The organism is Nonomuraea fastidiosa (assembly GCF_042751225.1).
Taxonomy (GTDB): Bacteria; Actinomycetota; Actinomycetes; order Streptosporangiales; family Streptosporangiaceae; genus Nonomuraea; species Nonomuraea fastidiosa.
This window is the reverse complement of the sequence record NZ_CP170570.1, coordinates 2,663,891-2,686,881: the sequence shown is the minus strand read 5'-3', so window position 1 is coordinate 2,686,881 and position 22,991 is coordinate 2,663,891. Positions and strand designations below refer to the sequence as shown.

Annotated in this window: 16 protein-coding genes; 9 read left to right on the top strand and 7 right to left on the bottom strand. The window is 70.6% G+C overall.

Features of this window, described 5'->3' with window-relative positions; genetic code table 11:
* Positions 1 to 271: 271 nt before the first annotated feature.
* Positions 272 to 751 carry a C40 family peptidase gene (locus ACFMQL_RS12115; RefSeq protein WP_364063861.1) on the bottom strand — a complete coding sequence of 160 codons (480 nt, stop codon included), beginning with the start codon at positions 749 to 751 and terminating at the stop codon, positions 272 to 274.
* A gap of 626 nt (positions 752 to 1,377) precedes the next feature.
* Here ACFMQL_RS12115 and ACFMQL_RS12110 point away from each other — a divergent pair.
* Positions 1,378 to 1,743 (top strand): STAS domain-containing protein, encoded by a 366-nt coding sequence (locus tag ACFMQL_RS12110; RefSeq protein ID WP_364063858.1) that lies wholly within the window; start codon positions 1,378 to 1,380, stop codon positions 1,741 to 1,743.
* A 4-nt stretch (positions 1,744 to 1,747) separates the two neighbouring features.
* Here the strand turns inward: ACFMQL_RS12110 and ACFMQL_RS12105 are convergent, their stop codons facing one another.
* From ACFMQL_RS12105 to ACFMQL_RS12090, 4 genes are all read right to left on the bottom strand, one after another.
* Positions 1,748 to 3,940, bottom strand: a complete 2,193-nt coding sequence (locus ACFMQL_RS12105; protein WP_378785710.1) for a germacradienol/geosmin synthase — start codon at positions 3,938 to 3,940, stop codon at positions 1,748 to 1,750.
* Positions 3,941 to 4,022: 82 nt separating this feature from the next.
* The gene (locus ACFMQL_RS12100) at positions 4,023 to 5,453 is read right to left on the bottom strand and encodes a family 2B encapsulin nanocompartment shell protein (RefSeq protein ID WP_364063853.1); all 1,431 of its coding nucleotides are present in this window, start codon (positions 5,451 to 5,453) and stop codon (positions 4,023 to 4,025) included.
* A gap of 27 nt (positions 5,454 to 5,480) precedes the next feature.
* Positions 5,481 to 6,413, bottom strand: coding sequence for a 4-hydroxy-3-methylbut-2-enyl diphosphate reductase (locus tag ACFMQL_RS12095; protein WP_364064744.1), 933 nt, complete (start codon positions 6,411 to 6,413; stop codon positions 5,481 to 5,483).
* Positions 6,414 to 6,434: 21 nt separating this feature from the next.
* Positions 6,435 to 7,511, bottom strand: a complete 1,077-nt coding sequence (locus tag ACFMQL_RS12090) for a polyprenyl synthetase family protein (protein ID WP_364063851.1) — start codon at positions 7,509 to 7,511, stop codon at positions 6,435 to 6,437.
* Between the two features lie 94 nt (positions 7,512 to 7,605).
* On the opposite strand from ACFMQL_RS12090, the gene ACFMQL_RS12085 reads away from it, so the two are divergent.
* Positions 7,606 to 9,357 (top strand): 1-deoxy-D-xylulose-5-phosphate synthase, encoded by a 1,752-nt coding sequence (locus tag ACFMQL_RS12085; protein ID WP_378785709.1) that lies wholly within the window; start codon positions 7,606 to 7,608, stop codon positions 9,355 to 9,357.
* 45 nt (positions 9,358 to 9,402) lie between these two features.
* Here the strand turns inward: ACFMQL_RS12085 and ACFMQL_RS12080 are convergent, their stop codons facing one another.
* The gene (locus ACFMQL_RS12080) at positions 9,403 to 9,735 is read right to left on the bottom strand and encodes a hypothetical protein (protein ID WP_378785708.1); all 333 of its coding nucleotides are present in this window, start codon (positions 9,733 to 9,735) and stop codon (positions 9,403 to 9,405) included.
* Positions 9,736 to 9,831: 96 nt separating this feature from the next.
* Here ACFMQL_RS12080 and ACFMQL_RS12075 point away from each other — a divergent pair, with 96 nt between their 5' ends.
* From ACFMQL_RS12075 to ACFMQL_RS12055, 5 genes are all read left to right on the top strand, one after another.
* Positions 9,832 to 11,013 (top strand): zinc-dependent alcohol dehydrogenase, encoded by a 1,182-nt coding sequence (locus ACFMQL_RS12075; RefSeq protein ID WP_378785706.1) that lies wholly within the window; start codon positions 9,832 to 9,834, stop codon positions 11,011 to 11,013.
* A 41-nt stretch (positions 11,014 to 11,054) separates the two neighbouring features.
* A complete protein-coding gene (locus tag ACFMQL_RS12070) occupies positions 11,055 to 12,104 on the top strand; it encodes an NAD-dependent epimerase/dehydratase family protein (RefSeq protein ID WP_364063840.1) in 1,050 nt (349 codons plus the stop codon).
* Positions 12,105 to 12,133: 29 nt separating this feature from the next.
* Positions 12,134 to 12,673, top strand: a complete 540-nt coding sequence (locus ACFMQL_RS12065; RefSeq protein WP_378790153.1) for an ATP-binding protein — start codon at positions 12,134 to 12,136, stop codon at positions 12,671 to 12,673.
* A gap of 74 nt (positions 12,674 to 12,747) precedes the next feature.
* Positions 12,748 to 13,647: a dihydropteroate synthase gene (gene folP, locus ACFMQL_RS12060; RefSeq protein WP_378785703.1), complete on the top strand. Its 900-nt coding sequence runs from the start codon at positions 12,748 to 12,750 to the stop codon at positions 13,645 to 13,647.
* 13 nt (positions 13,648 to 13,660) lie between these two features.
* A complete protein-coding gene (locus ACFMQL_RS12055) occupies positions 13,661 to 14,062 on the top strand; it encodes a DUF1992 domain-containing protein (RefSeq protein WP_364063833.1) in 402 nt (133 codons plus the stop codon).
* Positions 14,063 to 14,479: 417 nt separating this feature from the next.
* Here ACFMQL_RS12055 and ACFMQL_RS12050 read toward each other — a convergent pair whose 3' ends face one another.
* Positions 14,480 to 16,795, bottom strand: coding sequence for a glycoside hydrolase family 6 protein (locus ACFMQL_RS12050; protein ID WP_378785701.1), 2,316 nt, complete (start codon positions 16,793 to 16,795; stop codon positions 14,480 to 14,482).
* 359 nt (positions 16,796 to 17,154) lie between these two features.
* On the opposite strand from ACFMQL_RS12050, the gene ACFMQL_RS12045 reads away from it, so the two are divergent.
* Positions 17,155 to 20,046 (top strand): glycoside hydrolase family 48 protein, encoded by a 2,892-nt coding sequence (locus tag ACFMQL_RS12045; protein ID WP_364063827.1) that lies wholly within the window; start codon positions 17,155 to 17,157, stop codon positions 20,044 to 20,046.
* Between the two features lie 11 nt (positions 20,047 to 20,057).
* The gene (locus tag ACFMQL_RS12040; RefSeq protein WP_378790152.1) at positions 20,058 to 22,847 is read left to right on the top strand and encodes a glycoside hydrolase family 9 protein; all 2,790 of its coding nucleotides are present in this window, start codon (positions 20,058 to 20,060) and stop codon (positions 22,845 to 22,847) included.
* Positions 22,848 to 22,991 lie beyond the last annotated feature (144 nt).

Here is a 22,991-nt window from a genome sequence, read left to right as displayed (position 1 = left end):
GGTGACGATTCCGGCGAGCTGATCCCGCTTACCGTCAACGAGATCCGGCGTCTGCATGCTCATCTTGCCCAGCCCCGGCACCCTGCCAGTCATCGAATCCGCTGGTCACAGTGGCGACGTCGGCATCAAGCCCGCGCCCGCCGCTGCCATTACCAGCGACAGCGACGAATCATCGATCACTAAATGCGGCTGGAGTATTAGGAGGCGGGCCGTTTCACGGGCACGCGGCGGGCTCCCCAGGAGACGGGCCGCTTCACGGGCACGCGGCCGGTCAGCGGTCTGGGTCGCCGCGGCCGACCTCCACGCGGACGAAGCCGAGCAGGTCGGCGCGGTCCAGCGGGTCGATGCGCACGTACGCGCCGGTGTGCGGCGCGTGCACGATGCGCTGATCGTCCACCGCCAGCGCCACGTGCTCGGGTCCCGGCGTCTTCTTGTCGCTGTCGTAGAAGACCAGGTCACCTGGTTCCAGCAGGTCACGCGTGATCCTGACGCCTGCGCGCCACTGCTCGTACGTGGTGGTGCCGATGAGGGCGCCCGCCCGCGCGTAGGCGTACTCGGTCAGGCCTGAGCAGTCGAAGCCCTTGGTGGCGGCGCCGTGCCCGATGCCGTAGCCGGGGCCGTTCACCCCGCCGCCGCCCCACGAGTACGGCGTCCCGATCATCTCCAGCGCCGCCCGCAACGCGATCCCACCCGCCGTCGCCCGAGCGGCGGCGCTGCTAGGGGCGAGGAGACAGGACACCAGCACCGCCATCCCCACCGCCGCCGCCCGCGCCGCCGTTCCCGCAGGCCGTCCCCGCCGTTCAGGCCGTCGCCGCAAGGCCCGCCGTATCCGCAAGGCAGGCCGTCTTCGCCGGTCCGGCCGTGTCCATCGGTCCGGCCGTGTCCACAGGTCCTGCTGCCTACGCCGTACCGGCCGTCCGCGCCGTTCTTGCCGTCTCCGTTCCTGGTCCATGGCACATCCGCGCTCCCGATCCGAGCCGCGCCAGGGGCCGATGTGGCCGCCCTGCCCGCAGTTGTCTCCTCTGTGGCTTTTCTCGCTCTCTATGCCGACAAAACGCCATCGGGGTACGTACGCAATAGGGTGAAATTTCCACTGATAAAGGGCAGATCGCCGACCCTCCGAGCGACTTCATAGATCCTCGGTAAAGCCCGTCGTCCCCGCCTCCGCAGCACCTCGCAACTCCGGACAGGCCCCGCGAGACCGTCAACTTCAGCTTTATCCGATAAAACGGTCATTATCCGACGAAAAATCCGATGCCCGGCATGTTTCGTGTAGCCTAGGTTTCGGATTAATCGCCGGAAAGCGCGTGCGGGGGGATCCGCAGGTGCGTACGGCGACAACCCCCAGAAAGAGCGTGTTGGGGGGTGCGGGGGAGCGTGAGCGTTCAGGAACGGCTGCTGTACCAGGACCGGCAGCTGACCATCACCACGGCCGCGCCGCCGGGCCTGCCGCCCGTGCCGGCGGTCGCGCTGGTCGGCGAGATCGACGCGACCAACAGCCGCGCGGTGGCCGGCGCCCTGGAGAGCATCCGCCAGGGCACCTACATCGTGGTGGACACCGGAAAGCTGACCTTCGTCGACGTGTCGGGGCTGCGCGTGCTGGCGATGCCGACGGTGCCGCCGTCGGAGCGCTGGATCCGCCTCTACAACGTGACGCCCTACCAGCGCCGGCTGCTGCGGATGATGGGCTGGTTCTACCAGCCCAGGATCCACGTGCCTACGCAACAGCCCCAGGCACCCTGATCACCTACGCGACAGGGCTGACGGCCCCCGGCGGCCTGATCACCGCGGCCGAGGTGCCGAGCCCGCTCGGCCCGTGGAAGCGCGGCCGCGGCGCTTGATGGTGCCGCAGCAGCGAGGGCTCGTCGTAGCGGCGGCAGTTGTGGTGCCAGTTGAGTATCGCGGCCAGCCAGTTGCGCAGCTCCTCGAGGAAGCCGTCGAGGTCGCGCCGCGCCTCCTCGCCGAGGCCGAAGTCGTCGCAGACGATGGGCAGCTCGTTGGCCACGATGTGCTCGAACTGCCGCACCCGCGAGGCCATCAGGTCGTCCACGACGCCCAGCGCGGTCGGGTAGTCGCAGTCGAAGAAGTTCTGGACGACGAGGATCGCGTTGTGCACCTCGCCTTCGAACTCGATCTCCTTCTGGTACGAGAACACGTCGTTGACCAGCGTGCCCGCGTCCATCATGGCGTTGACCAGCGCCACCATCGGCCCGCTGGCATAGAACTCCTCGGGGATGTCCTCGGAGTGCCGCAGCCGGCTCAGGCTCATCGTGAGCTGCGAGCCGAACGTCGAGCGCCGCATCTCGACGTAGTCGACCGGGTCGGGAATGTGGTGGGCGATCTCGCCGGCCAGCTCCCACAGCCAGCTCTCGCACATCGCCTCCACCGCCTCCCGCAGCTTGCGCCTGTCCTCCCGCGGCATCGGCCCCGCCGTACGCGCCCAGATGTCGGCGAGCGACCGCTCCAGAGCGTTGGCGGGCGGCGGCGCGGGCGTGCCGTCGAGCGGCATGAACGCACCGAACCGCGCGACCGCGACCTTGGCGGCGGCCAGGTTGCGGGTGCGGCCGAAGACGACGGGGAAGTAGTCGTCGCCGTACGTGCCCCACGCCAGCCACGCCGAGGCCAGGTCCAGCTCCTCGGGTGTGGCGTCGGGGTGGATGCCGGCGGCGCACAGCGGCAGGTCGTAATCGACGAGCTTGGCCTCGTCCCAGACGGCGGGCCCGGCGACCCCGTGCGACGGCTCCAGGATGCCCATTTCGTGGCACCAGGTCACGAGGTTGCGCCGCGCCCGGTCGAGGTGGGGCGACAGGCGCAGCGGGAACGGCACGTACAGGTCGGGGATGCGCGACGGCCCGACCCGCTGGTACGGCACGTGCGTGAACGAGCGCACCCGCTTGGCACCCAGTAAATCGATCACCGACGACATGCCGAGCGGCCTGCTCGCCCCGGCCCGCTCGTTCATGTAGCGGCTTGAGCGCATGTGCCACTCGTGCCCGCCGGCCTGCCAGTCCTGCAGCCCCTTCACGTACGCCGCCACCCCGGCGGCGCTGAGCGGGTCGATGCCGTGCTCCACGAACAGCGGGCCCAGCTCGAAGACCGCGGTGTGCTCGAACTGCTGCAGCCGCGAGGTCAGCAGGTCGTTGACCGCGTTCGCGGCCTCCTGCGTGGAGCAGCCGAGGAACCTCTCCAGCACCAGCACCCCGTTGCTCAGCTCGCCCTCCTCGGCGACCTCGCGCTGGTAGGAGAACAGGTCGTTGCGCAGGTGCACGGCGTCGGAGAAGGCGTCCTTGAGCACCCGCAGCGGCAGGCTCTCCGCGATCTGAGCCGGCACCTCCGCGCCGACCGCGTGCTCCACGAGCCCGGCCGACCAGGGGGCGCCGCCGACCTTGCGCCGCATCTCGATGTACTCGACGGGGTTGGCGACCCGGCCGCGGTTGATGTTGGCCAGCTCCCACAGCGACTCGTTGAGCAGGTTGCGGGTGCTCCCGGCGAAGCGGGCCCGCCAGTCGAGCGACATGCTCGGCACCGTACGCGGCCACAGGTCGGCCAGGCCCGCCTCCACCGGGTTCTGCGGCTCGGGCACGCTCAGGTCCGCCCCCATCGGCATGAAGGCGGCCAGCCGCGCCAGGTACTCCTTGCCGCCCGCCAGGTCGCCGGTGCGCTTGAAGAACTCCAGGAAGTGGTCGTCGAAGAAGAACACCCACACGTACCAGTCGGTGATCAGGCCGAGCTCGGCCGCGTCGCAGTCGGGGTGGGTGTAGGCGCACATCAGCGGATAGTCGTGGGCGTCGAGGTCCGCCTCCTCCCAGACGCCCGAGCCTTCGAGCATGCCCATGTCGCGCGCCCACTGTTTGGAGTGCACGCGCGCCTCGTCCAGGTGCCGGTTGAGCCGGGCGGGATATGGCAGGTAGAAGTCCGGCAGTTCGAACGGCTGCGTCATGGTCGACTCCTTCGCGTCATCACGGGGCAGGGCGGCAAGCGGCCCCGCCCGCCAGGGGTGGCGGACGGGGCCGTGGAACGTTCTAACCGATGCGGCCGAGCTCGACGTCCTCCAGCACGCCCAGCGCGTCGGGCACCAGAACGGCGGCCGAGTAGTAGACGCTGACCAGGTAGGAGATGACGGCCTTCTCGTTGATCCCCATGAACCGCACCGACAGGCTGGGCTGGTATTCGTCGGGGATGCCGGTCTGGTGCAGGCCGACGACGCCCTGGTTCTCCTGGCCGGTGCGCATCAGCAGGAACGACGTGGTCCGCGCGTTGCTGATCGGGATCTTGTTGCACGGGAAGATCGGGACACCCCGCCAGGCCGGCACGCGGTGGCCGTTCACCTCGGTCGACTGCGGGTAGACGCCGCGCTTGCTGCACTCGCGGCCGAACGCGGCGATGGCCTGCGGGTGCGCGAGGAAGAACGAGGGCTCCTTCCACACCGTGGACAGCAGGTCGTCGAGGTCGTCAGGGGTGGGAGGGCCGGAGCGCGTGCGGATGCGCTGGCTGAAGTCGGCGTTGTGGAGCAGGCCGAAGTCGCGGTTGTTGATCAGCTCGTCCTCCTGGCGCTCGCGCAGGGCCTCGATGGTGAGGCGGAGCTGCTGATCGAGCTGGCTCATCGGCTGGTTGTAGAGGTCGGAGACGCGGCTGTGCACGCGCAGGACGGTCTGGGCGACGCTCAGCTCGTACTCGCGGGGGCTCGTCTCGTAGTCCACGAACGTGCCGGGCAGCTCGGCCTCGCCGACGTGGCCCGCCGACAGGTTGATCGCGGCCTCGCCGTAGTCGTTCTGGGCGCGCGAGCCGCTGGTGCGCCAGGTCTCGACGTGCTCGCGCAGGGCGGGTGAGCGCTCGGCGATCTGCTCGTAGTCCTGCCTGGAGAGCGTCAGGACGGTGGTCGTGGTCTTGGCGCGGGCGCTGAACTCGTACCTGCCGCCCTGGACGAGCGTCTGCTCGCCGAGGTAGTCGCCGTCGGCCAGCACGCCGAGGCTCTGCTCGTCGCCGTACGCGCCCCGCCCGATCTTCGCCACCCGCCCGTGCGCGATGAGCACCAGCCGGTCCACCTCGCCGCCCTCGGCGACGATCTCCTCGTCGGGTGCGATCTCGTGCTGGGTGAAGCGGTCGGCAAGCGCCTCAAGCACCTCCATGTCGTCGAAGCCGCGCAACATCGGCAGCTCCGTCAGCTCGGCCGGGATCACCCGCACGTCGGCGCCGGTGGTGCTGAAGGTGATCCGGCCATCACCCAGTGTGTACGTCAGTCGCCGGTTCACCCGGAACACGCCGCCGGAGCACTGGACCCACGGCAGCAGCCGCAGCAGCCAGCGCGTGGTGATCTCCTGCATCTGCGGCGGCGTCTTGGTCGTCGTCGCGAGCTGTCTGGCGGCGTCGGTACTGAGGCTGAGCTGCCCGTTGCCGTTGATGCCCCCGTTGCCGTTGGCGTTGGGCGCGGTCGAGTGGGTCGTTTCTGTCATCGTGCACCACCAATCTCTATGTGCGGACTAGCCGGGGTTGCGGGATGAACGGAGTTCGAGCGGAAGGGAGAACGTGAGCGTCTCCTCGGCCAGGGTCACCGGCTGGACGTCGGCGAACCCGCGGGCCGAGAGCCAGTCGAGTAATTCGCCGACCAGCGGCTCGGGCACGGACGCGCCGGAGCTGACGCCGACCGTGCGCACGCCGTCGAGCCAGCGCTCGTCGGCGTCGGCGGCCCGGTCGATCAGGTGGGCCGCGTCCGCGCCGGCGTTCAGCGCCACCTCGACGAGCCGCCGCGAGTTGGAGGAGTTGGCCGAGCCGACCACGACGACCAGCTCGCACTCGGGCGCGATCCTGGCGACCGCCTCCTGGCGGTTCTGGCTGGCGTAGCAGATGTCGTCGCTGGGCGGATCGACCAGGCCGGGGAAGCGGTCGCGCAGCCCGGCGACCGCCCGCATCGTCTCGTCCACGGCCAGCGTGGTCTGCGAGACCCAGCTCACCGGCTCCGAGCCGTCGAGCGCCAGCTCGTCCGGCCTGGCCGGGTCCATGACGTGGATGCGCCCCGGGGCCTCGCCCACCGTGCCCTCGACCTCTTCGTGCTCGGCGTGCCCGATGAGCACGATCTGGTGCCCGGCCTCGGCCATCCTGGCCGCCTCCTTGTGCACCTTGGTGACGAGCGGGCAGGTGGCGTCGATGGTGCGCAGGCCGCGCAGGCCCGCCGCCTCCTTCACCGCCGGGGCGACGCCGTGCGCGGAGAACACGACGAGCGCGCCCTCGGGCACCTCGTCCAGCTCCTCGACGAACACCGCGCCCCGCCTGGTCAGGTCGTCCACCACGAACGTGTTGTGCACGATCTGCTTGCGCACGTAGACCGGCGGTCCGAAGCGCCGCAGCGCCTCCTCGACGGTGACGATCGCGCGTTCGACGCCCGCGCAGTAGCCGCGCGGGGCCGCGAGCAGCACCCGTCCCATGTGGGGATCCCCTCACTTGCTGCGATGTGCGAGCTGGTCGGCCATCTCGGCGAGCACGCCGGCCGCCTCGGGCTTGATCTGCGCCTCGTCCAGCGCCGCCACGGCCTGGCGGACGCGGTCTTCGATCATGTTCTCGACCCTGGCCAGCGCGCCGGTGTCGATGAGGATGCGGCGCACCTCCTCGGCGCGCTCCTCGGTCAGCTCGGGGTTGCCGTGCCAGGTCCGCAGGTGGGCGAGCTGGGCGGGGGAGGCGTGCTGCACGGCGTGGGCGTACATCACGGTCTGCTTGCCCTCGCGCAGGTCGTCGAGCGCCGACTTGCCGGTCTCCTCGGCCGAGCCGAACGTGCCGAGCACGTCGTCGCGGAGCTGGAACGCCTCGCCGAGCGGCACCCCGAACCTGGAGTAGGCGTCGAGCAGGTCGGGCGGGGCGCCGGCCAGCGCGCCGCCGATCTGCAGCGGCCGCTCGACGGTGTATTTCGCGCTCTTGTAGCGGATCACGGTCAGCGCCTGCGCCTCGGTCGCACCCGCGCGGAGCTGGGCCAGCACGTCGAGGTACTGGCCGCTGATGACCTCGGTGCGCATGGCGTCGAACAGGTGGTGCGCGGCGCGCAGCCGGTCCGCCTCGACGCCGCACGACGACAGCAGCGCGTCGGACCAGGCCAGGCTCAGCGTGCCGAGCAGGATGCCGCCGGCCCTGCCGAACGCCTCCGCGCCCGGTCCCTTGTGCAGGGCCGACAGGCTGCGGTGCACGGTGGCCTGCCCGCGGCGCAGGTCGCTGCCGTCCATGATGTCGTCGTGGATCAGCAGGCCCGCGTGGCACAGCTCAAGCGCGGCGGCCGCGGTGATGATCTCTTCGCAGTCGTCGCCGCCCGCGCCGCGCCAGCCCCAGTAGCACAGCTGCGGCCGCACGCGTTTGCCGCCGCCGAGGATGAAGTCCGCCAGCAGTCCGTACGCCGCCTCGACGCCGGGGTCGGAGACCGGGTTGCCCCAGGCATCGAGGAACTCGCCGAGTCGCTTGTCGATGCGGGAACCAAGGGAGTGCTGCGGGAAGCTCACCGGCATACGCGCGGCCCTTCTGTCGTCCGTCACTACACCTAGTTACTCATCCGATACGGATTGTGTAAAGTATCTTTTGTGGCTCGGGTTTTCTTTTGCCACAGCAGTCACGCGGCCAGGGGATGTCATGAAGACGGTGCTGCCCCACGTGTCCACCCCCGACGACCTGCGGGCCCTGCCCTCCTGGCGGTTGCCGTCGCTGGCCCGCGAGATCCGTGACTTCCTCATCGAGAAGGTGAGCGCGCGGGGCGGCCATCTGGGCTCCAATCTCGGCGTCGTCGAGCTGACGATCGCGCTGCACCGGGTGTTCGACTCGCCGGACGATGCGATCATCTTCGACACCGGCCATCAGGCGTACGTCCACAAGATCCTCACCGGCCGCCGCGACGCCTTCGACGAGCTGCGCGTGCGCGGCGGGCTGAGCGGCTACCCGAGCAGGGCCGAGTCGCCGCACGACCACGTCGACGGCTCCCATTCCTCCACCGCGCTCGCCTACGCCGACGGCATGGCCAAGGCGCGCAGGCTGGCCGGCGACGGCGGCAGGCCGGTGGTCGCGGTGGTCGGCGACGGCGCGCTCACCGGCGGCGTGGCCTGGGAGGCGCTCAACAACCTCGGCGCCGACCGGAGCCTGCCGGTCGTCGTCGTGCTCAACGACAACGGCCGCTCCTACGCGCCCACCGTGGGCGGCTGCGCCGAGCATCTCTCCCGGCTGCGGGCCGAGCCCGGCGTCTCCGTGTTCGAGAGCCTCGGCCTGCGCTATCTCGGCCCGGTCGACGGCCACGACATCGCCGCCCTGGAGCAGGCGCTGCGCACGGCCCGCGAGCTGCGCGCGCCCGTCGTCGTCCACTGCGTCACCCGCAAGGGGCGCGGCTACGGCCCCGCCGTGCAGGACCTTGACGAGCACCTGCACTCCATCCCCGCCTCCGACCCGGCCACGGGACGGCCGCTGTCACCGGTGCGCGGCACGTGGACGCACGCCTTCTCCGACCACCTGTGCGCGCTGGGCGAGCGCCGCCGCGACCTGGTCGCGGTCACCGCGGCCATGCCGGGCCCCACGGGGCTCGCGGCGTTCGGGCGGCGCTTTCCCGGCCGCATGTTCGACGTCGGCGTGGCCGAGCAGCACGCCATGGCCTCGGCGGCCGGCATGGCGATGAGCGGGCTGCACCCGGTGGTCGCGATCTGCGCGGCGTTCCTCGGCCGGGCGGTCGATCAGGTGCTGATGGACATCGCGCTGCACCGGCTGCCGGTCACGATCGTGCTCGACAGGGCCGGGATCACCGGCCCCGACGGGCCGGGCCACCACGGCATGTGGGACCTCGCGACGCTGGCGATCGTGCCGGGGCTGCGGGTGGCCGCGCCGCGCGACACCGTACGCCTGGGCGAGCTGCTGGAGGAGGCGGTCGCCTGCGAGGGGCCCACCGCGCTGCGCTTCCCCAAGGCGCCGGTCGGCGCGGAGATCCCGCCGGTCGGCAGCGTCGGCGAGGTGGACGTGCTGGTCTCCGGAGGGCAGGACGTGATGCTGGTGGCGGTGGGCCCGATGGCCGGGCCGTGCCTGAGCGCGGCGGCCCTGCTCGCGGAGTCCGGCATCGGGGCGAGCGTGGTCGATCCGCGGTGGGTCATCCCGGTCTCCGATGACCTGCGCAAGGCGGTCGGCGGCAGCCGGCTGGTGGTGACCGTCGAGGACGGCGTCGCCGCCTCGGGGGTCGGCGCGCTGGTGCGCCAGGTGTGCGGGCCCGGCCAGGGCGTGCTCAACCTCGGGCTGCCGTGCGCGTTCATCGGCCAGGGCGGGCGCTCGGAGCTGCTGGCCGAGGCCGGGCTGACCGGCGAGGGCATCGCACGCGCCGCCGGCGACGCCCTGCACGCCCTCGACAGGATCTGATACGGCGGGTTCTGGGGGCGCCGGGCAGGGTCTGATGCGGCGCGTTCAGCGGGCGCCGGGCAGGGGCTCGTGGCCGGCCAGCTCGAAGGTCATGCCGTGGCTGCTCGACGTCGTGGTGATCGGCCGCCGGATCAGTTCGCTCGCGCGGTGCGCCACCTCCTGGAACTGGCGCTGCCGTTCCGGGGTGTCGGCGGCGGCCAGGCGTACGAAGCCCTTCTGTGCGAGCTCCTGAGCGAGCCACTGCGCCATGGTGGCGTAGAAGCGCGCCTCCTCGTCGGAGTCCAGCGGGGTGGGCCGCACGCTCTCCTGCGCCGGGCGGTGCAGGACGCGCGGCTCGAGGACGCTGTCGTCGGCGCGGGGCTCCAGGGGGTTGTCCATGCGCGCAGTCTAGGGCGGCCGCCCGGCGCGCGACGCTGTTTGGCGTTCTATGTGGGGGTATGCGGCCTTTGTTGCTCCGGCTTCGAGGAGACGAGCATGAAGGCAGTCACCTGGCACGGCAAGCGCGACGTACGGGTCGAGGAGGTGCCCGACCCGGCCATCAAGGAGCCCAACGACGCGATCATCAGGGTCACCAGCACCGGGATCTGCGGCTCTGACCTGCACCTGTACGAGGTGCTCGGCCCCTTCATGGCCGAGGGCGACGTCCTCGGGCACGAGCCCATGGGCGTGGTCGAGGAGGTCGGCTCCGCCATCACCACGCTCAAGCCCGGCGACCGCGTCGTCATCCCGTTCAACATCTCCTGCGGCCACTGCCACATGTGCGGCCTCGAGCTGTACGCGCAGTGCGAGACCACTCAGGTGCGCGACCAGGGCATGGGCGCCGCGCTGTACGGCTACACCAGGCTGTACGGCCAGGTGCCCGGCGGGCAGGCCGAGTACCTGCGGGTGCCCGAGGCCCAGTTCGGCCCCATCAAGGTCCCGGAGGGGCCGCCGGACGAGCGCTTCGTCTACCTGTCGGACGTGCTGCCCACCGCCTGGCAGGCCGTCGCGTGGGCCGACATCCCCGAGGGCGGCAGCGTCACCGTGTACGGCCTCGGCCCGATCGGCCAGATGTGCGCCCGCATCGCCCGCCACCTCGGCCACCGCGTGATCGGTGTGGACGGCGTCATCGCCCGCCTGGAGATGGCCCGCCGCCACGGCATCGAGGTCATCGACGCGAGCGAGGTCGCCGACGTGCCGGGCGAGGTCAGGGAGCGCACGTCGGGGCGCGGCACCGACTCCGTCATCGACGCGGTCGGCATGGAGGCGCACGGCTCGCCCGGCGCCAAGCTCGCCCAGACACTCACGGGGCTGCTGCCCGACGCGGTGGCCGCGCCGCTCATGGCCAACGCGGGCATCGACCGGCTGCACGCGCTCCACCAGGCCATCGACACCGTCAGGCGCGGCGGCGTCATCTCGATCATCGGCGTCTACGGTGGGATGACCGACCCGCTGCCGATGCTGCGCATGTTCGACAAGGGCATCACGCTGCGCATGGGGCAGGCGCACGTCAAGCGCTGGATCAGCCCGCTGATGCCGCTGCTCACCGGCGACGGCGACCCGCTGGGCGTGATGGACCTCGCCACCCACCGGCTCTCGCTCGACCAGGCGCCGCAGGCGTACGCGATGTTCCAGAAGAAGGCGAACGGCGCGGTGAAGATCCTGTTGCAGCCCTGAGCTCGGGTTTCGCCGCCCACGACCAGGGCAGCGGTGCTGCCATGAGAGTCGTAGTGGTGGGAGCCACGGGAAATGTGGGCACCAGCGTGGTGCGTGCCCTGAGCACGGACGACGACGTCACCTCCATCGTCGGGGTCGCCCGCCGGATGCCCGGCTGGCAGGCCGAACGCACCGAGTGGCGTCAGGCGGACGTGGCCACCGCCGACCTGACCAGGATCTTCGACGGCGCCGACGCGGTGGTGCACCTGGCCTGGCTGTTCCAGCCGACCAGGGACCCCGCCGTCACCTGGCGGGCGAACGTGCTGGGCAGCATGCGCGTCTTCCGCGCCGCCGCGGAGGCCGGGGTGCGGGCGCTGGTGCACGCCTCGTCGGTGGGCGCGTACTCGCCGGGGCCCAAGGACCGTCCCGTGGACGAGAGCTGGCCCACGCACGGCTGGCCGGGGGCGGCGTACGGGCGGGAGAAGGCGTACGTGGAGCGGGTGCTCGACGTCTTCGAGCACGATCACCCGGGCATCCGCGTGGTCCGCATGCGGCCCGGCTTCATCTTCCAGCGGGCGGCGGCCACCGAGCAGCGCCGGCTGTTCGCCGGACCTCTGGTGCCCAGGCGGCTGATCAGGGCGGGGCGGGTGCCGTTCGTGCCGGACATCCCCGGCTTGCGGCTACAGGTGCTGCACGCCGAAGACGCGGCGCAGGCGTACCGGCTGGCCGTGACCCAACCCGTGCGCGGGGCGTTCAACATCGCCGCCGAGCCCGTGCTCGACCCGCACGACCTGGCCGACATGCTGGGCACCCGCACGCTGAAGGTGTCGCCGCGGCTGGCCATGGCGGCGGTGACCGCGGGCTGGACCCTGCGGCTCTTCCCGGCCTCGCCGGGCCTGCTCGAGCTCGCGCTGCGCATCCCGCTGATGAAGACCGACCGGGCGCGCGACGTGCTCGGCTGGACGCCGCGGTACTCGTCGTACGAGGCGATGCAGGAGCTCTTCGAAGGGCTGCGCGAGGGCGCGGGCATGGACACCGGGCCGCTGGCCCCCGACAGTGGACCGGCGGGACGGGTGCGCGAGATGGCGTCCGGCATGGGCAAACGCCCCTGAGTCTCTGACTTTGTGTAAATTCCGGCGGTCTGGGAAATGAACGAACACAGGAGGTCCTGAAGCGCGGCCTGTGTCGGAATTGGCACGGAGGAGCGCATGCGCATGTCGTTCAGCCAGACCTTCACCTCCGAGGACATCAGCAGGCTGCGCCGCGAAGTCGCGAACACGCCATCGGCTGCGGGCTGCACGGCGTCCGGCTCGACGACTTCGTGCTCGCCGTCCACGAGAGCGTGGTCAACGCCGTGGAGCACGCGGGCGGCATCGGTCACCTGCGGCTGTGGACGGCCGACGGCGCGATCAGGGCCGAGATCAGCGATGGGGGCGCGGGCATCCCCGAGCCGTACGTGGACGGCGACAAACAGGCGTCCGGCAACGCGAGCACCGGACGCGGCCTGTACCTGATGCGCCGCCTGTGCGACACGGCCGACCTGCGCACCGGGCCTGAGGGCACCAGCGTGCTGCTCACCATGCGGTTACCGCCCGCCGCCGGACTCCCCGTACGCAGGGGCATGCGGCGGATCAGGGTCGCCGCCCCCGGGGACGGGCGCTCCGGCTGCTTCACCGCCTGATCGCGAACCCGTCCCGCGCGCGGCTGACCGGCACGGCCGCCGGGTAGGCTCGAAGGGACGGAGAGGATCACCACGTGAGCGGCGACATCCCAGCATCCGGCATCATCGCTCCCGTCCGGCGTCTCGGCCGGCGGGAGTTCGATTTCGAGCGCCAGGTCGCGATCATGGCCATCGTCAACAGGACGCCCAACTCCTTCCACGACCAGGGCCGCACCTTCGCGCTCGACCAGGCGGTCGCGGCGGCCACCAAGGCCGTGGACGAAGGGGCCGACTGGGTCGACATCGGCGGCTTCGCCTTCAGCGCCGCCCAGGCCCCGATCAGCGCGGCCGAGGAGATCGACCGGGTGGCGCCCGTCATCGCCGAGGTCAGGGCCGCCACCGACGCCGTGATCTCGGTCGACACCCACCGCCCAGAGGTCGCCGAGGCGGCCATCGCGGCCGGCGCCGACGTCATCAACGACACCAACGGCCTGCGCGAACCGGGCATCGCCGAGGTCGCGGCGGCCACCGGCGCCGCCGTGGTCGTCACCCACAGCCTGGGCGGGCCCGGCCGGCGGGTGCTCCGGCCCAGTTACGGCGACGTCGTCACCGAGGTGGCCGACTACCTGCGCGAACGGGTCGAGTACGCGCTCAAGGCCGGCATCGCGCCGGAGAAGATCATCATCGACCCCGGCCACGACCTCAACAAGAACACCTTCCACTCGCTGGAGCTGACCCGCCGCTTGGAGGAGATCACCGCCATCGGCTATCCGACGCTGGTGGCGCTGTCCAACAAGGACTTCATCGGCGAGACGCTCGACCGGCCCCAGGGCGAGCGCAAGGAGGGCACGATCGCCGCCAACGTGATCGCCATTCTCAAGGGCGCGCGCATCCTGCGGGTGCACGACGTCGCCGCGACCGTCGCTTCCGTACGCATGACCGAGGCCGTGCTGGGCTGGCGCGCTCCCCTGGCGCCCCGCCACAACCTTGCATGAGGAGGACCCGTACGTGACGCAGCGCAAGCCCATCGGGATGCCGTTCGAGAGCTGGATCGACCGGCAGATCCGCGAGGCGGAGGAGCGCGGCGAGTTCGACGACCTGCCCGGCAAGGGCAAGCCGCTGCCCGACCAGGGCAAGCCGCTCGACGAGAACTGGTGGGTCAAGCAGAAGATCGAGAGCGAGGGGCTGGCGATGCCGCTGCCCCCGTCGCTGCAGCTCCGCAAGGACGCTGAGACCGCGCTGGCCGAGGCGCGCGGCGCCCGCAGCGAGGCCGAGGCACGGCGCATCATCGAGGAGATCAACCAGCGGATCCGCGAGGCGATCAGGACGGGGCTTTCGGGGCCGCCGCTCAACATGATGCCGTTCGACGTGGAGGCGATCGCCGCCGACTGGCGCCGCACCCACCGCTGACGCGCGCTCCCACCGGCGTCCATACGTGCTGCGCCCGCCGCTGGTGCGCGCTCGCACCGCTGCCGGTACGCGCCGCCCCGCCGCTGCTGCGCGCTCACACCGCTGCCCGGTACGCGCCGCCCCGCCGGTGGCGCCCGATCCTGCCCCGCGGTTTGCGCTTTCGGCCAGGCGCAGGCCACTGCCCTGCCCGCGCCTTTCGCCGGGGGCAGGTGAGTGCGGGCGAGCAAGAGGGTCGAGCGCGTCCGCCTGGAAAGGGCGCGAGTGGGTGGAGGGCGGGGCGGCTACCTGCGGGCGTGAGGAAGCGGGGTCCGGTACGGCGTCCGGACCCCGCTTCGGGAGTCGAGGGACCCGGGTCAGGCGAGTCCCTCAGGCCGGCCGTCGCCCCGGGTCAGGCGGGGTTCTGGCCGGCCGGGCCTGTCAGTTGATGGGCGGGTAGGCGTTGGCGAGCAGCTCGCGGAACTGGGCCGAGAACCACTGGCCGGAGATCGGCGCGTTGGGCAGCGCACCGGTCAGGTTGTAGCCGTTGAGCTCGTTGCCCTCGTAGGTCGGGTCGCACATGCGGTCGAACCGCTTGCCCTCGTCGTTGTCGATCTCCTCGCTGGAGCCGTCGGACTCGCCCGGCGGCTTGATCCACACGTAGGCGTCGAAGCCGGGAGCGGGCGAGGCGGTCGGACGCTCACCCATGCCGGCGCCGCTCTGGTTGCACCAGTTGCCGGCGTGGATGCGGCGGTCGATTCGCGACTGGTCGACGAACTCGTCCACTTGGTTCGACGAGCTCGGGCCGGTGGGCCGGTCGGAGCCGCCCCAGCCGTTGCGCGAGGTGTCGATCAGCATGCCGAGCCCGGAGCGGAAGCCCTTGGAGATCAGGGCGCTGCGCAGGTCGGAGGCGAAGGACTGCTCGTCCACGTAGTAGTTCCAGTCCACCCACTTGGACTGGCGGACCGACTGGCCGTTCACCGTGGTGTTGATGGTGAAGTGCGGCTCGACCGTGGCCGAGTAGTTGGCGGTGTTGACGATGAAGCCGTCCACGCTGTCCACGCCGTCGGCGGTGCCGGCCACGGTCTCGTAGAACAGGTTCACGGCGGGCTGGAAGTTCGAGTCCCAGCCGAGCCAGGCGTGGTGGGCGGCGTCGAGGTAGGTGTAGACGTTGGGGATCGCATGGAGCTGGTCGAGCGCGTACCGGATGCCGTCACGGTAGCCGCCGGTGCCGTTGGCCTCGCGGCAGTCGGCGAACCTGTCGAGGTTGGTGACGAGGTTCGGCAGCGAGTCGGGCTCGATGATGGTGACGATGCGCAGGTTGGAGTAGGCGGAGTCGCTGAGGATCTCGGCGATCGGGTCGATGTACTCCGACTTGTAGCGGTTGAAGCCGTTCTCCGAGATGCGCAGCTCACCGTTGGAGGCCAGCGCCGAGCAGTCGCGGTTGGGCAGGTTGTAGATGACGATCTGGATGGTCAGCGGCGCGGAGCCGTTGGCGGCGTCCTGCCTGACGGCCTCGTCCAGGTGTGCGCGCAGGCCCATGGCGCCGCCCGCGCCCTCGATGGCGGCGATACGGTCGAGCCACACGGCGGTGGAGATGTTCGCGACGGCGCTGCCGCCGGGCTCGTTCGCGGCCTTACTGCTCCAGTCGGGGTTGACGTAGCCGGTGGCGTCCTCGTACGGGTTCTCGACGTGGGTGGGCGTGGAGACGCCGTCGTCGTCGGCCTCGGTGGCGGTGACCGTGCGCGGGGTCAGGCCGTCGGCGGCCACGGTGAAGGTGCGGGAGCCGTTCACCGAGTCGGAGTCCTGCGCGGCGGCCAGGGTGACCGTCTGCGGGGTGTTCCAGTTCGACGCGGTGAACGTGAGCGAGCCGCCGGAGCTGACGGTGAGGTCGGAGTCGCCGCTGCCGGCCGTCGTGGTGACGGTCACGTCGGAGGACGGCTCGGCGGCGAGGCGCGCGGTGAACGTGCCGGTCGAGCCCTCGGGGACGGTCACCGAGGTCGGCGTCACGATGATCGCCTGCTCCACCGTGGCGTCGTCGTCCACCTCGGTCGCGGTGAACGTGGCGCCGGTGACGCCGTTGCCCGCGACGCTGAAGGTGGCGGTGCCCGCCTCGTCGTCGTCGTCCTGTGCGGCGGCCAGCGTGATGGTCTGCGGGGTGTCCCAGTTGCTCGGCGTGAAGGAGAGCGTGGCGCCGGTCTCGACCGTCAGGTCCGTGTCGCCGCTGGTGCGGGCGGTGGTGAGGGTGATGGCCGAGGAGGGCTCCTCCGACAGGCGGGCGGTGATCGAGGCCGTGCCGCCCTCCTCGACGGCCACGGAGCTGGCCGACAGGATCACCGACGGCTCGGCGGGGGTCTGCGTGTCACCGCAGGGGGTGCCGTTCACGGTGAAGGACGTGGGCTCGGGGTTGCTGCCGGTCCACGTGCCGTTGAAGCCGATCGAGACGGAGGCGCCGGTGGCCAGGTCGCCGTTGTACGGCATGTTCGTGGCGGTGACGCGGGTGCCCGACTGGCTCCAGTTCGCACCCCAGCCGCTCGGGGTGTACTGCTGGCCCGTGGTCGGGAAGTCGAAGGCCAGCGACCACGAAGAGAGCGGATCGCCGGTGTTCTTGAGCGTGATGTTCGCGGTGAAACCGCCCTGGTTCTGGCCGCTCGTCCACGAGTTGGCTGTGTAGGTGACGTCGCAGGCGACGGCGGCGTTCGCCGCGGTACTCTGGCCGGCGACGAGTCCTAAGGCCGCGATGCTCGCGGCTGTCATGGTCACGGCCCATTTGCGGAGGCCGCGGTGGAGTCTCACTTGCGATCATCTCCAGTGGCTAGGTGGCTGGGAGCGCTCCCATGGTCTGCCGCACTCGCCACGGTGTACAGAGGCCGCCCCTCCGGAAGCCCTCAGCCGCCCCACATGCTCGTCTAATGCCCCGGAACGCGGATGAAACTTTCATCCCGGGCAGCCAGGTGAGAGGAAACGCGGGGGTTACCGCGATGCCATTCCGTTGACATACGGGCAGCGTCACCCACAATCCCGTTTGGGAGCGCTCCCACAATTCCTACTCCCCTGGAGATCCCGTGAAGCACAGACCTCCGAACCTCTTGACCCGCTTATCGAGACGGCTCGCCGTGGCCACCACCCTGATCCTCGCGGCAGGGTTGACCACAACCGTCACGGCGACCCCCGCCCAGGCGGCCGTGGCGTGCGACGTGACGTACGCGGCCAACGAGTGGACCAGCGGCCAGAACCAGGGCGGCTTCACCGCCAACATCACGCTCAAGAACACCGGCGACCCCATCAGCTCCTGGACCCTGGCCTTCGACTTCCCGACCACGGGCCAGCAGTACACCCCGAGCGGCTGGGGTGCGAACTGGAGCCAGTCGGGCACCCGCGTCACCGCCACCAACATGCCGTACAACGGCAACCTGGCCACCGGCGCCTCCGTCTCGATCGGCTTCAACGGCACCTGGACGGGCAGCAACCCGAGCCCGACCACGTTCAGCGTGAACGGCGTCACCTGCGGTGAGACCGGCTCCGCGCCCACCGTCACGCTGACCTCGCCCACCGCGGGCCAGACGTTCACCGCCCCGGCCACCGTGCCGATCGCGGCGACCGCCTCCGACTCCGACGGCACCATCAGCAAGGTCGAGTTCTACCAGGGCACCACCCTGCTCGGCACCGACACCTCCGCCCCCTACACCTACGACTGGACGAACGTCGCGGCCGGCAGCTACTCCATCACCGCCCGCGCCACCGACAACAGCGGCCTGGTCACCACCTCCGCGCCCGTCGGCATCACGGTCTCGCCGAACACCGGCCCGGCGCTCGTCGTCAGCCCGACGACGGTCTCCGTGCCCGAGGAGGGCGAGGCCACCTTCAGCGTCCGGCTCTCGCAGGAGCCCTCCTCGGACGTGACTGTCAGCGTCGCCCGCGTCAGCGGTGACACCGACCTCACGGTCTCGCCCGAGTCCGCGACGTTCACCCCGAGCGACTACGACGAGGCGCAGACCTTCACGATCAGCGCGGCCGACGACGAGGACACGACCGCCGGCTCGGCCGTCTTCCGCGTCAGCGCGGACGGATACACCGCCGTGGACGTGACCGCCAACGAGGCGGACGACGACGTCGGCGGCGACAACGAGTACGTGCAGCGCTTCGTCGAGCTGTACAACGAGATCCACGACCCGGCCAACGGCTACTTCTCGCCCGAGGGCGTGCCGTACCACTCGATCGAGACGTTCATGGTCGAGGCGCCGGACCACGGTCACGAGACCACGTCCGAGGCCTACAGCTACTACCTGTGGCTGGAGGCCACCTACGGCCGGGTGACCGGCGACTGGTCGAAGTTCAACGCCGCGTGGGCGTCGATGGAGCAGTACATCATCCCGTCCACCGCCGACCAGCCGACGAACTCGTTCTACGACCCGTCGAAGCCGGCGACGTACGCCGCCGAGCACACCGACATCAGCGAGTACCCGACGCAGCTCGACAGCAGCGTGTCGGTCGGCTCCGACCCGATCGCGAACGAGCTGCAGAGCGCGTACGGCACCCGCGACATCTACGGCATGCACTGGCTGCTGGACGTCGACAACACCTACGGCTTCGGCCGCTGCGGCGACGGCACCACCAAGCCCGCCTACATCAACACCTACCAGCGCGGGGCCGAGGAGTCGGTCTTCGAGACGATCCCGCAGCCGTCCTGCGACACGTTCGCGCACGGCGGTCCGAACGGCTACCTGGACCTGTTCACCAAGGACGCCTCGTACGCCAAGCAGTGGAAGTACACCAACGCTCCCGACGCCGACGCCCGCGCGGTCCAGGCCGCCTACTGGGCGCTGACCTGGGCCAAGGAGCAGAACAAGGAGTCGGAGATCTCCGACACCGTGGCGAAGGCCGCCAAGATGGGCGACTACCTCCGCTACGCGATGTACGACAAGTACTTCAAGCAGCCCGGCTGCACGAGCCCCTCGTGCCCGGCCGGCACCGGCAAGAACGCCTCGCACTACCTGCTGAGCTGGTACTACGCGTGGGGCGGCGCGACCGACTCGAGCGCCGGCTGGGCCTGGCGCATCGGTTCGAGCCACAGCCACTCGGGTTACCAGAACCCGTTCGCCGCCTGGGCGCTGTCGAACGTGAACGAGCTCAAGCCGAAGAGCGCCACCGGCGCCAGCGACTGGAGCACCAGCCTCACCCGGCAGCTCCAGTTCTACACGTGGCTGCAGTCGGCCGAGGGCGCGATCGCCGGCGGCGCGACCAACAGCTGGGAGGGCCACTACGGCACGCCGCCGTCGAACCTGCCGAAGTTCCACGGCATGACCTACGACTGGCAGCCGGTCTACCACGACCCGCCGTCGAACCAGTGGTTCGGCTTCCAGGCGTGGACGATGGACCGCGTGGCGCAGCTCTACTACGCCACTGGCAACGCCGACGCCAAGGCGCTGCTCGACAAGTGGGTGGAGTGGGCGCTCGACCACACCACGATCAACTCCGACGGCAGCTACGAGATCCCCTCCACGCTGGAGTGGACCGGCGCTCCCGCCGGTGACTTCGACTCCGACACCGGCATGCCGCCGGCCAACCCGAACCTGCACGTGACCGTCAAGGACTACACGCAGGACGTCGGCGTGGCCGGCGCGTACGCCAAGGTGCTGATGTACTACGCGGCCAAGGCGAACCACGCCGAGGCCAGGGACACCGCCAAGGCGCTGCTCGACGGCGTCTGGGCCAACCGCGACGACAAGGGCGTCTCGGTGCCGGAGACCAAGGCCGACTACCAGCGCGTGGACGACCCGATCTACGTCCCGGAGGGCTGGAGCGGCACGATGCCGAACGGCGACCCGATCAACTCGGACTCCACGTTCCTGTCGATCAGGTCGTTCTACGAGGACGACCCCGACTGGGAGAAGGTCAAGGACTACCTCGACGGCACCGGCCCCGCCCCGGTCTTCAACTACCACCGGTTCTGGGCGCAGGTGGACGTCGCCGTCGCCCTCGCCGAGTACGGGCGGTTGTTCCCGTGAGAAAAGCGGTGATGATCGCCGCGGCGTCGCTGGTCCTGCCCCTGCTCGGGGCAGGGCCGGCGGCCCACGCCGCGAAGGACGCGCACGCCGCCGCAGCGCAGGCCGCGCCCGCCTTCGCCTACGGCGAGGCGCTGCAGAAGTCGCTGTGGTTCTACGAGGCCCAGCAGTCGGGCAGGCTGCCCGACTGGAACCGCGTCTCCTGGCGCGGCGACTCGGGCCTCGACGACGGCAAGGACGTCGGACTCGACCTGACGGGCGGCTGGTACGACGCGGGCGACCACGTCAAGTTCGGCTTCCCGATGGCCTTCTCCGCCACCATGCTGGCCTGGGGCGCGGTCGAGTACCGCGACGCCTACGTCTCCTCCGGCCAGCTCACCCACCTGCTCAACAACCTCAAGTGGGTCAACGACTACTTCATCAAGGCCCACCCGTCGCCGAACGTGCTCTACGGGCAGGTCGGCAACGGCGGCACCGACCACGCCTGGTGGGGCCCCGCCGAGGCGATGGCGATGAACCGGCCCGCGTACAAGATCGACGCCTCGTGCGGCGGGTCGGACCTGGCGGGCGAGACGGCGGCGGCCATGGCGGCCTCGTCGATCGTCTTCCGCCCGACGAACCCGTCCTACGCCGATACGCTGGTCACGCACGCCGAACAGCTGTACAACTTCGCCGACACCGTCCGGCAGAAGTACACCGACTGCATCACCGACGCCTCCGGCTACTACAACTCCTGGAGCGGCTACAACGACGAGCTGGTGTGGGGCGCGATCTGGCTCTACCGGGCCACGAACGACGAGTCCTACCTGGCCAAGGCCGAAGCCGGGTACGCGAACCTCGGCACCGAGCCGCAGACCGACATCAAGTCGTACAAGTGGACGATCGCCTGGGACGACAAGTCGTACGGCGCGTACGTGCTGCTGCACAAGCTCACCGGCAAGCAGCAGTACCTGGACGACGCCAACCGCTGGCTCGACTGGTGGACGGTCGGCGTGAACGGCTCCAAGGTGGCGTACTCGCCGGGCGGGCAGGCCGTGCTCGACCGGTGGGGCTCGCTGCGCTACGCGGCCAACACCGCGTTCGCCGCGCTGGTGCACAGCGACTCGATCACCGACGCCACGCGTAAGGCCCGCTACCACGACTTCGCGGTACAGCAGATCAACTACGCGCTCGGCGACAACCCGCGCAACTCCTCGTACGTGATCGGCTTCGGCGACAACCCGCCGAAGAACCCGCACCACCGGACCGCGCACGGCTCGTGGACGGACCAGATCACCAACCCCGAGGAGACCCGCCACACGCTGTACGGCGCGCTCGTCGGCGGCCCGCCCGACCCCAACGACGCCTACACCGACGAGCGTGACGACTACGTGATGAACGAGGTCGCCACCGACTACAACGCCGGCTTCACCAGCGCGGTGGCCCGGCTCTACCAGGAGTACGGCGGCGAACCCGCGGCGAACTTCCCCGTCGAGGAGACCCCGGACGGTCCCGAGATCTTCGTGGAAGCGGGCGTGAACGCCTCCGGCTCGACGTTCACCGAGATCAAGGCCATCGTGCGCAACCAGTCGGCCTGGCCGGCGCGGGTGCTGTCCGACGGCAAGTTCCGCTACTACTTCACGCTCGACGGCGACACCACCGCCTCGCAGATCAGCGTCTCCTCCGCCTATACGCAGTGCGAGGCGCCGACGCTGCACCAGGCGAGCGGGCGGACGTACTACGCGGAGATCGACTGCTCGGGGCAGGCCATCGCGCCCGCCGGTCAGTCGCAGCACCGCAGGGAGGTGCAGTTCCGGATCGCCAGCGCGGGGACGTGGGACCCGTCCAACGACTGGTCGTACCAGGACATCCCGACCACGCCGGGCACCACGCCGGTGCGTACGGACCGCATCACCCTCTACAGCGGCGACACCAAGATCTGGGGTGAGCCGCCGGGTCAGGAGGAAGAGGACACGACGCCGCCCAGCAAGCCGGGCACGCCCGAGGTCTCCTCGATCACGGGCTCATCGGCCCGGCTCACCTGGACGGCCTCGACCGACGACGTGGGCGTCGCGGGATACGACGTCTACCTGGGGTCCACCGTGGCAGGCACCGCCACCACCACGTCCTTCGACCTGACCGGGCTCACCCCTGCCACGTCCTACACCGTCCACGTGGTGGCGCGGGACGCGGCAGGCAACACTTCGGAGCCGTCCGAGACCGCGGAGTTCACCACCGAGGACTCCGCCGACCAGACGCCGCCCAGCAGGCCGGGCAAGCCGACGGTGTCCGGGATCACCGCCACCGGCGCCCTCGTGAGCTGGGAGGCGTCCACGGACGACGTGGGCGTGGCCGGTTACGACGTCTACCTGGGGTCCACCAAGGCAGGCACGGCCACGACCACGTCGTTCGACCTCACCGGGCTCAGCCCTGACACCGAGTACACGGTGAGCGTGGTGGCGCGCGACGCGGCCGGCAACAGCTCGCAGGCATCGGAGAGCACGTCGTTCACCACGTCCGGCTCGTCGCCGTCCGGCGGGTGCTCTGCGGCGTACACGCTGGTCAACTCGTGGGGCGGCGGCTACCAGGCCGAGGTGACCGTCACCAACGACGGCAGCTCCACGATCAGCGGCTGGACCGTCTCCTGGAGCACGCAGAGCACGATCACGCAGCTCTGGGGCGGCCGGCACACCGCCTCCGGCGGCACGGTGACCGTCTCCAACGAGGCGTGGAACGGCGGGCTCGCGCCCGGCGCGTCCGCGACGTTCGGGTTCATCGCGAACGGCACGTCCACGACCCCCGAGATCACCTGCACCACCGCGTGAAGACCCCGCCCCCGCCGCAGTAGCGGCGGGGGCGGTTCCACTGAACCCGTCGGCCCACAGGTGCGTATGAGGAGGTGAGGCGAACCCTTAAATCCCTGCCCGAACACCATCCCCGCCCGGATGGGACGGACGCGGCCGAACCTC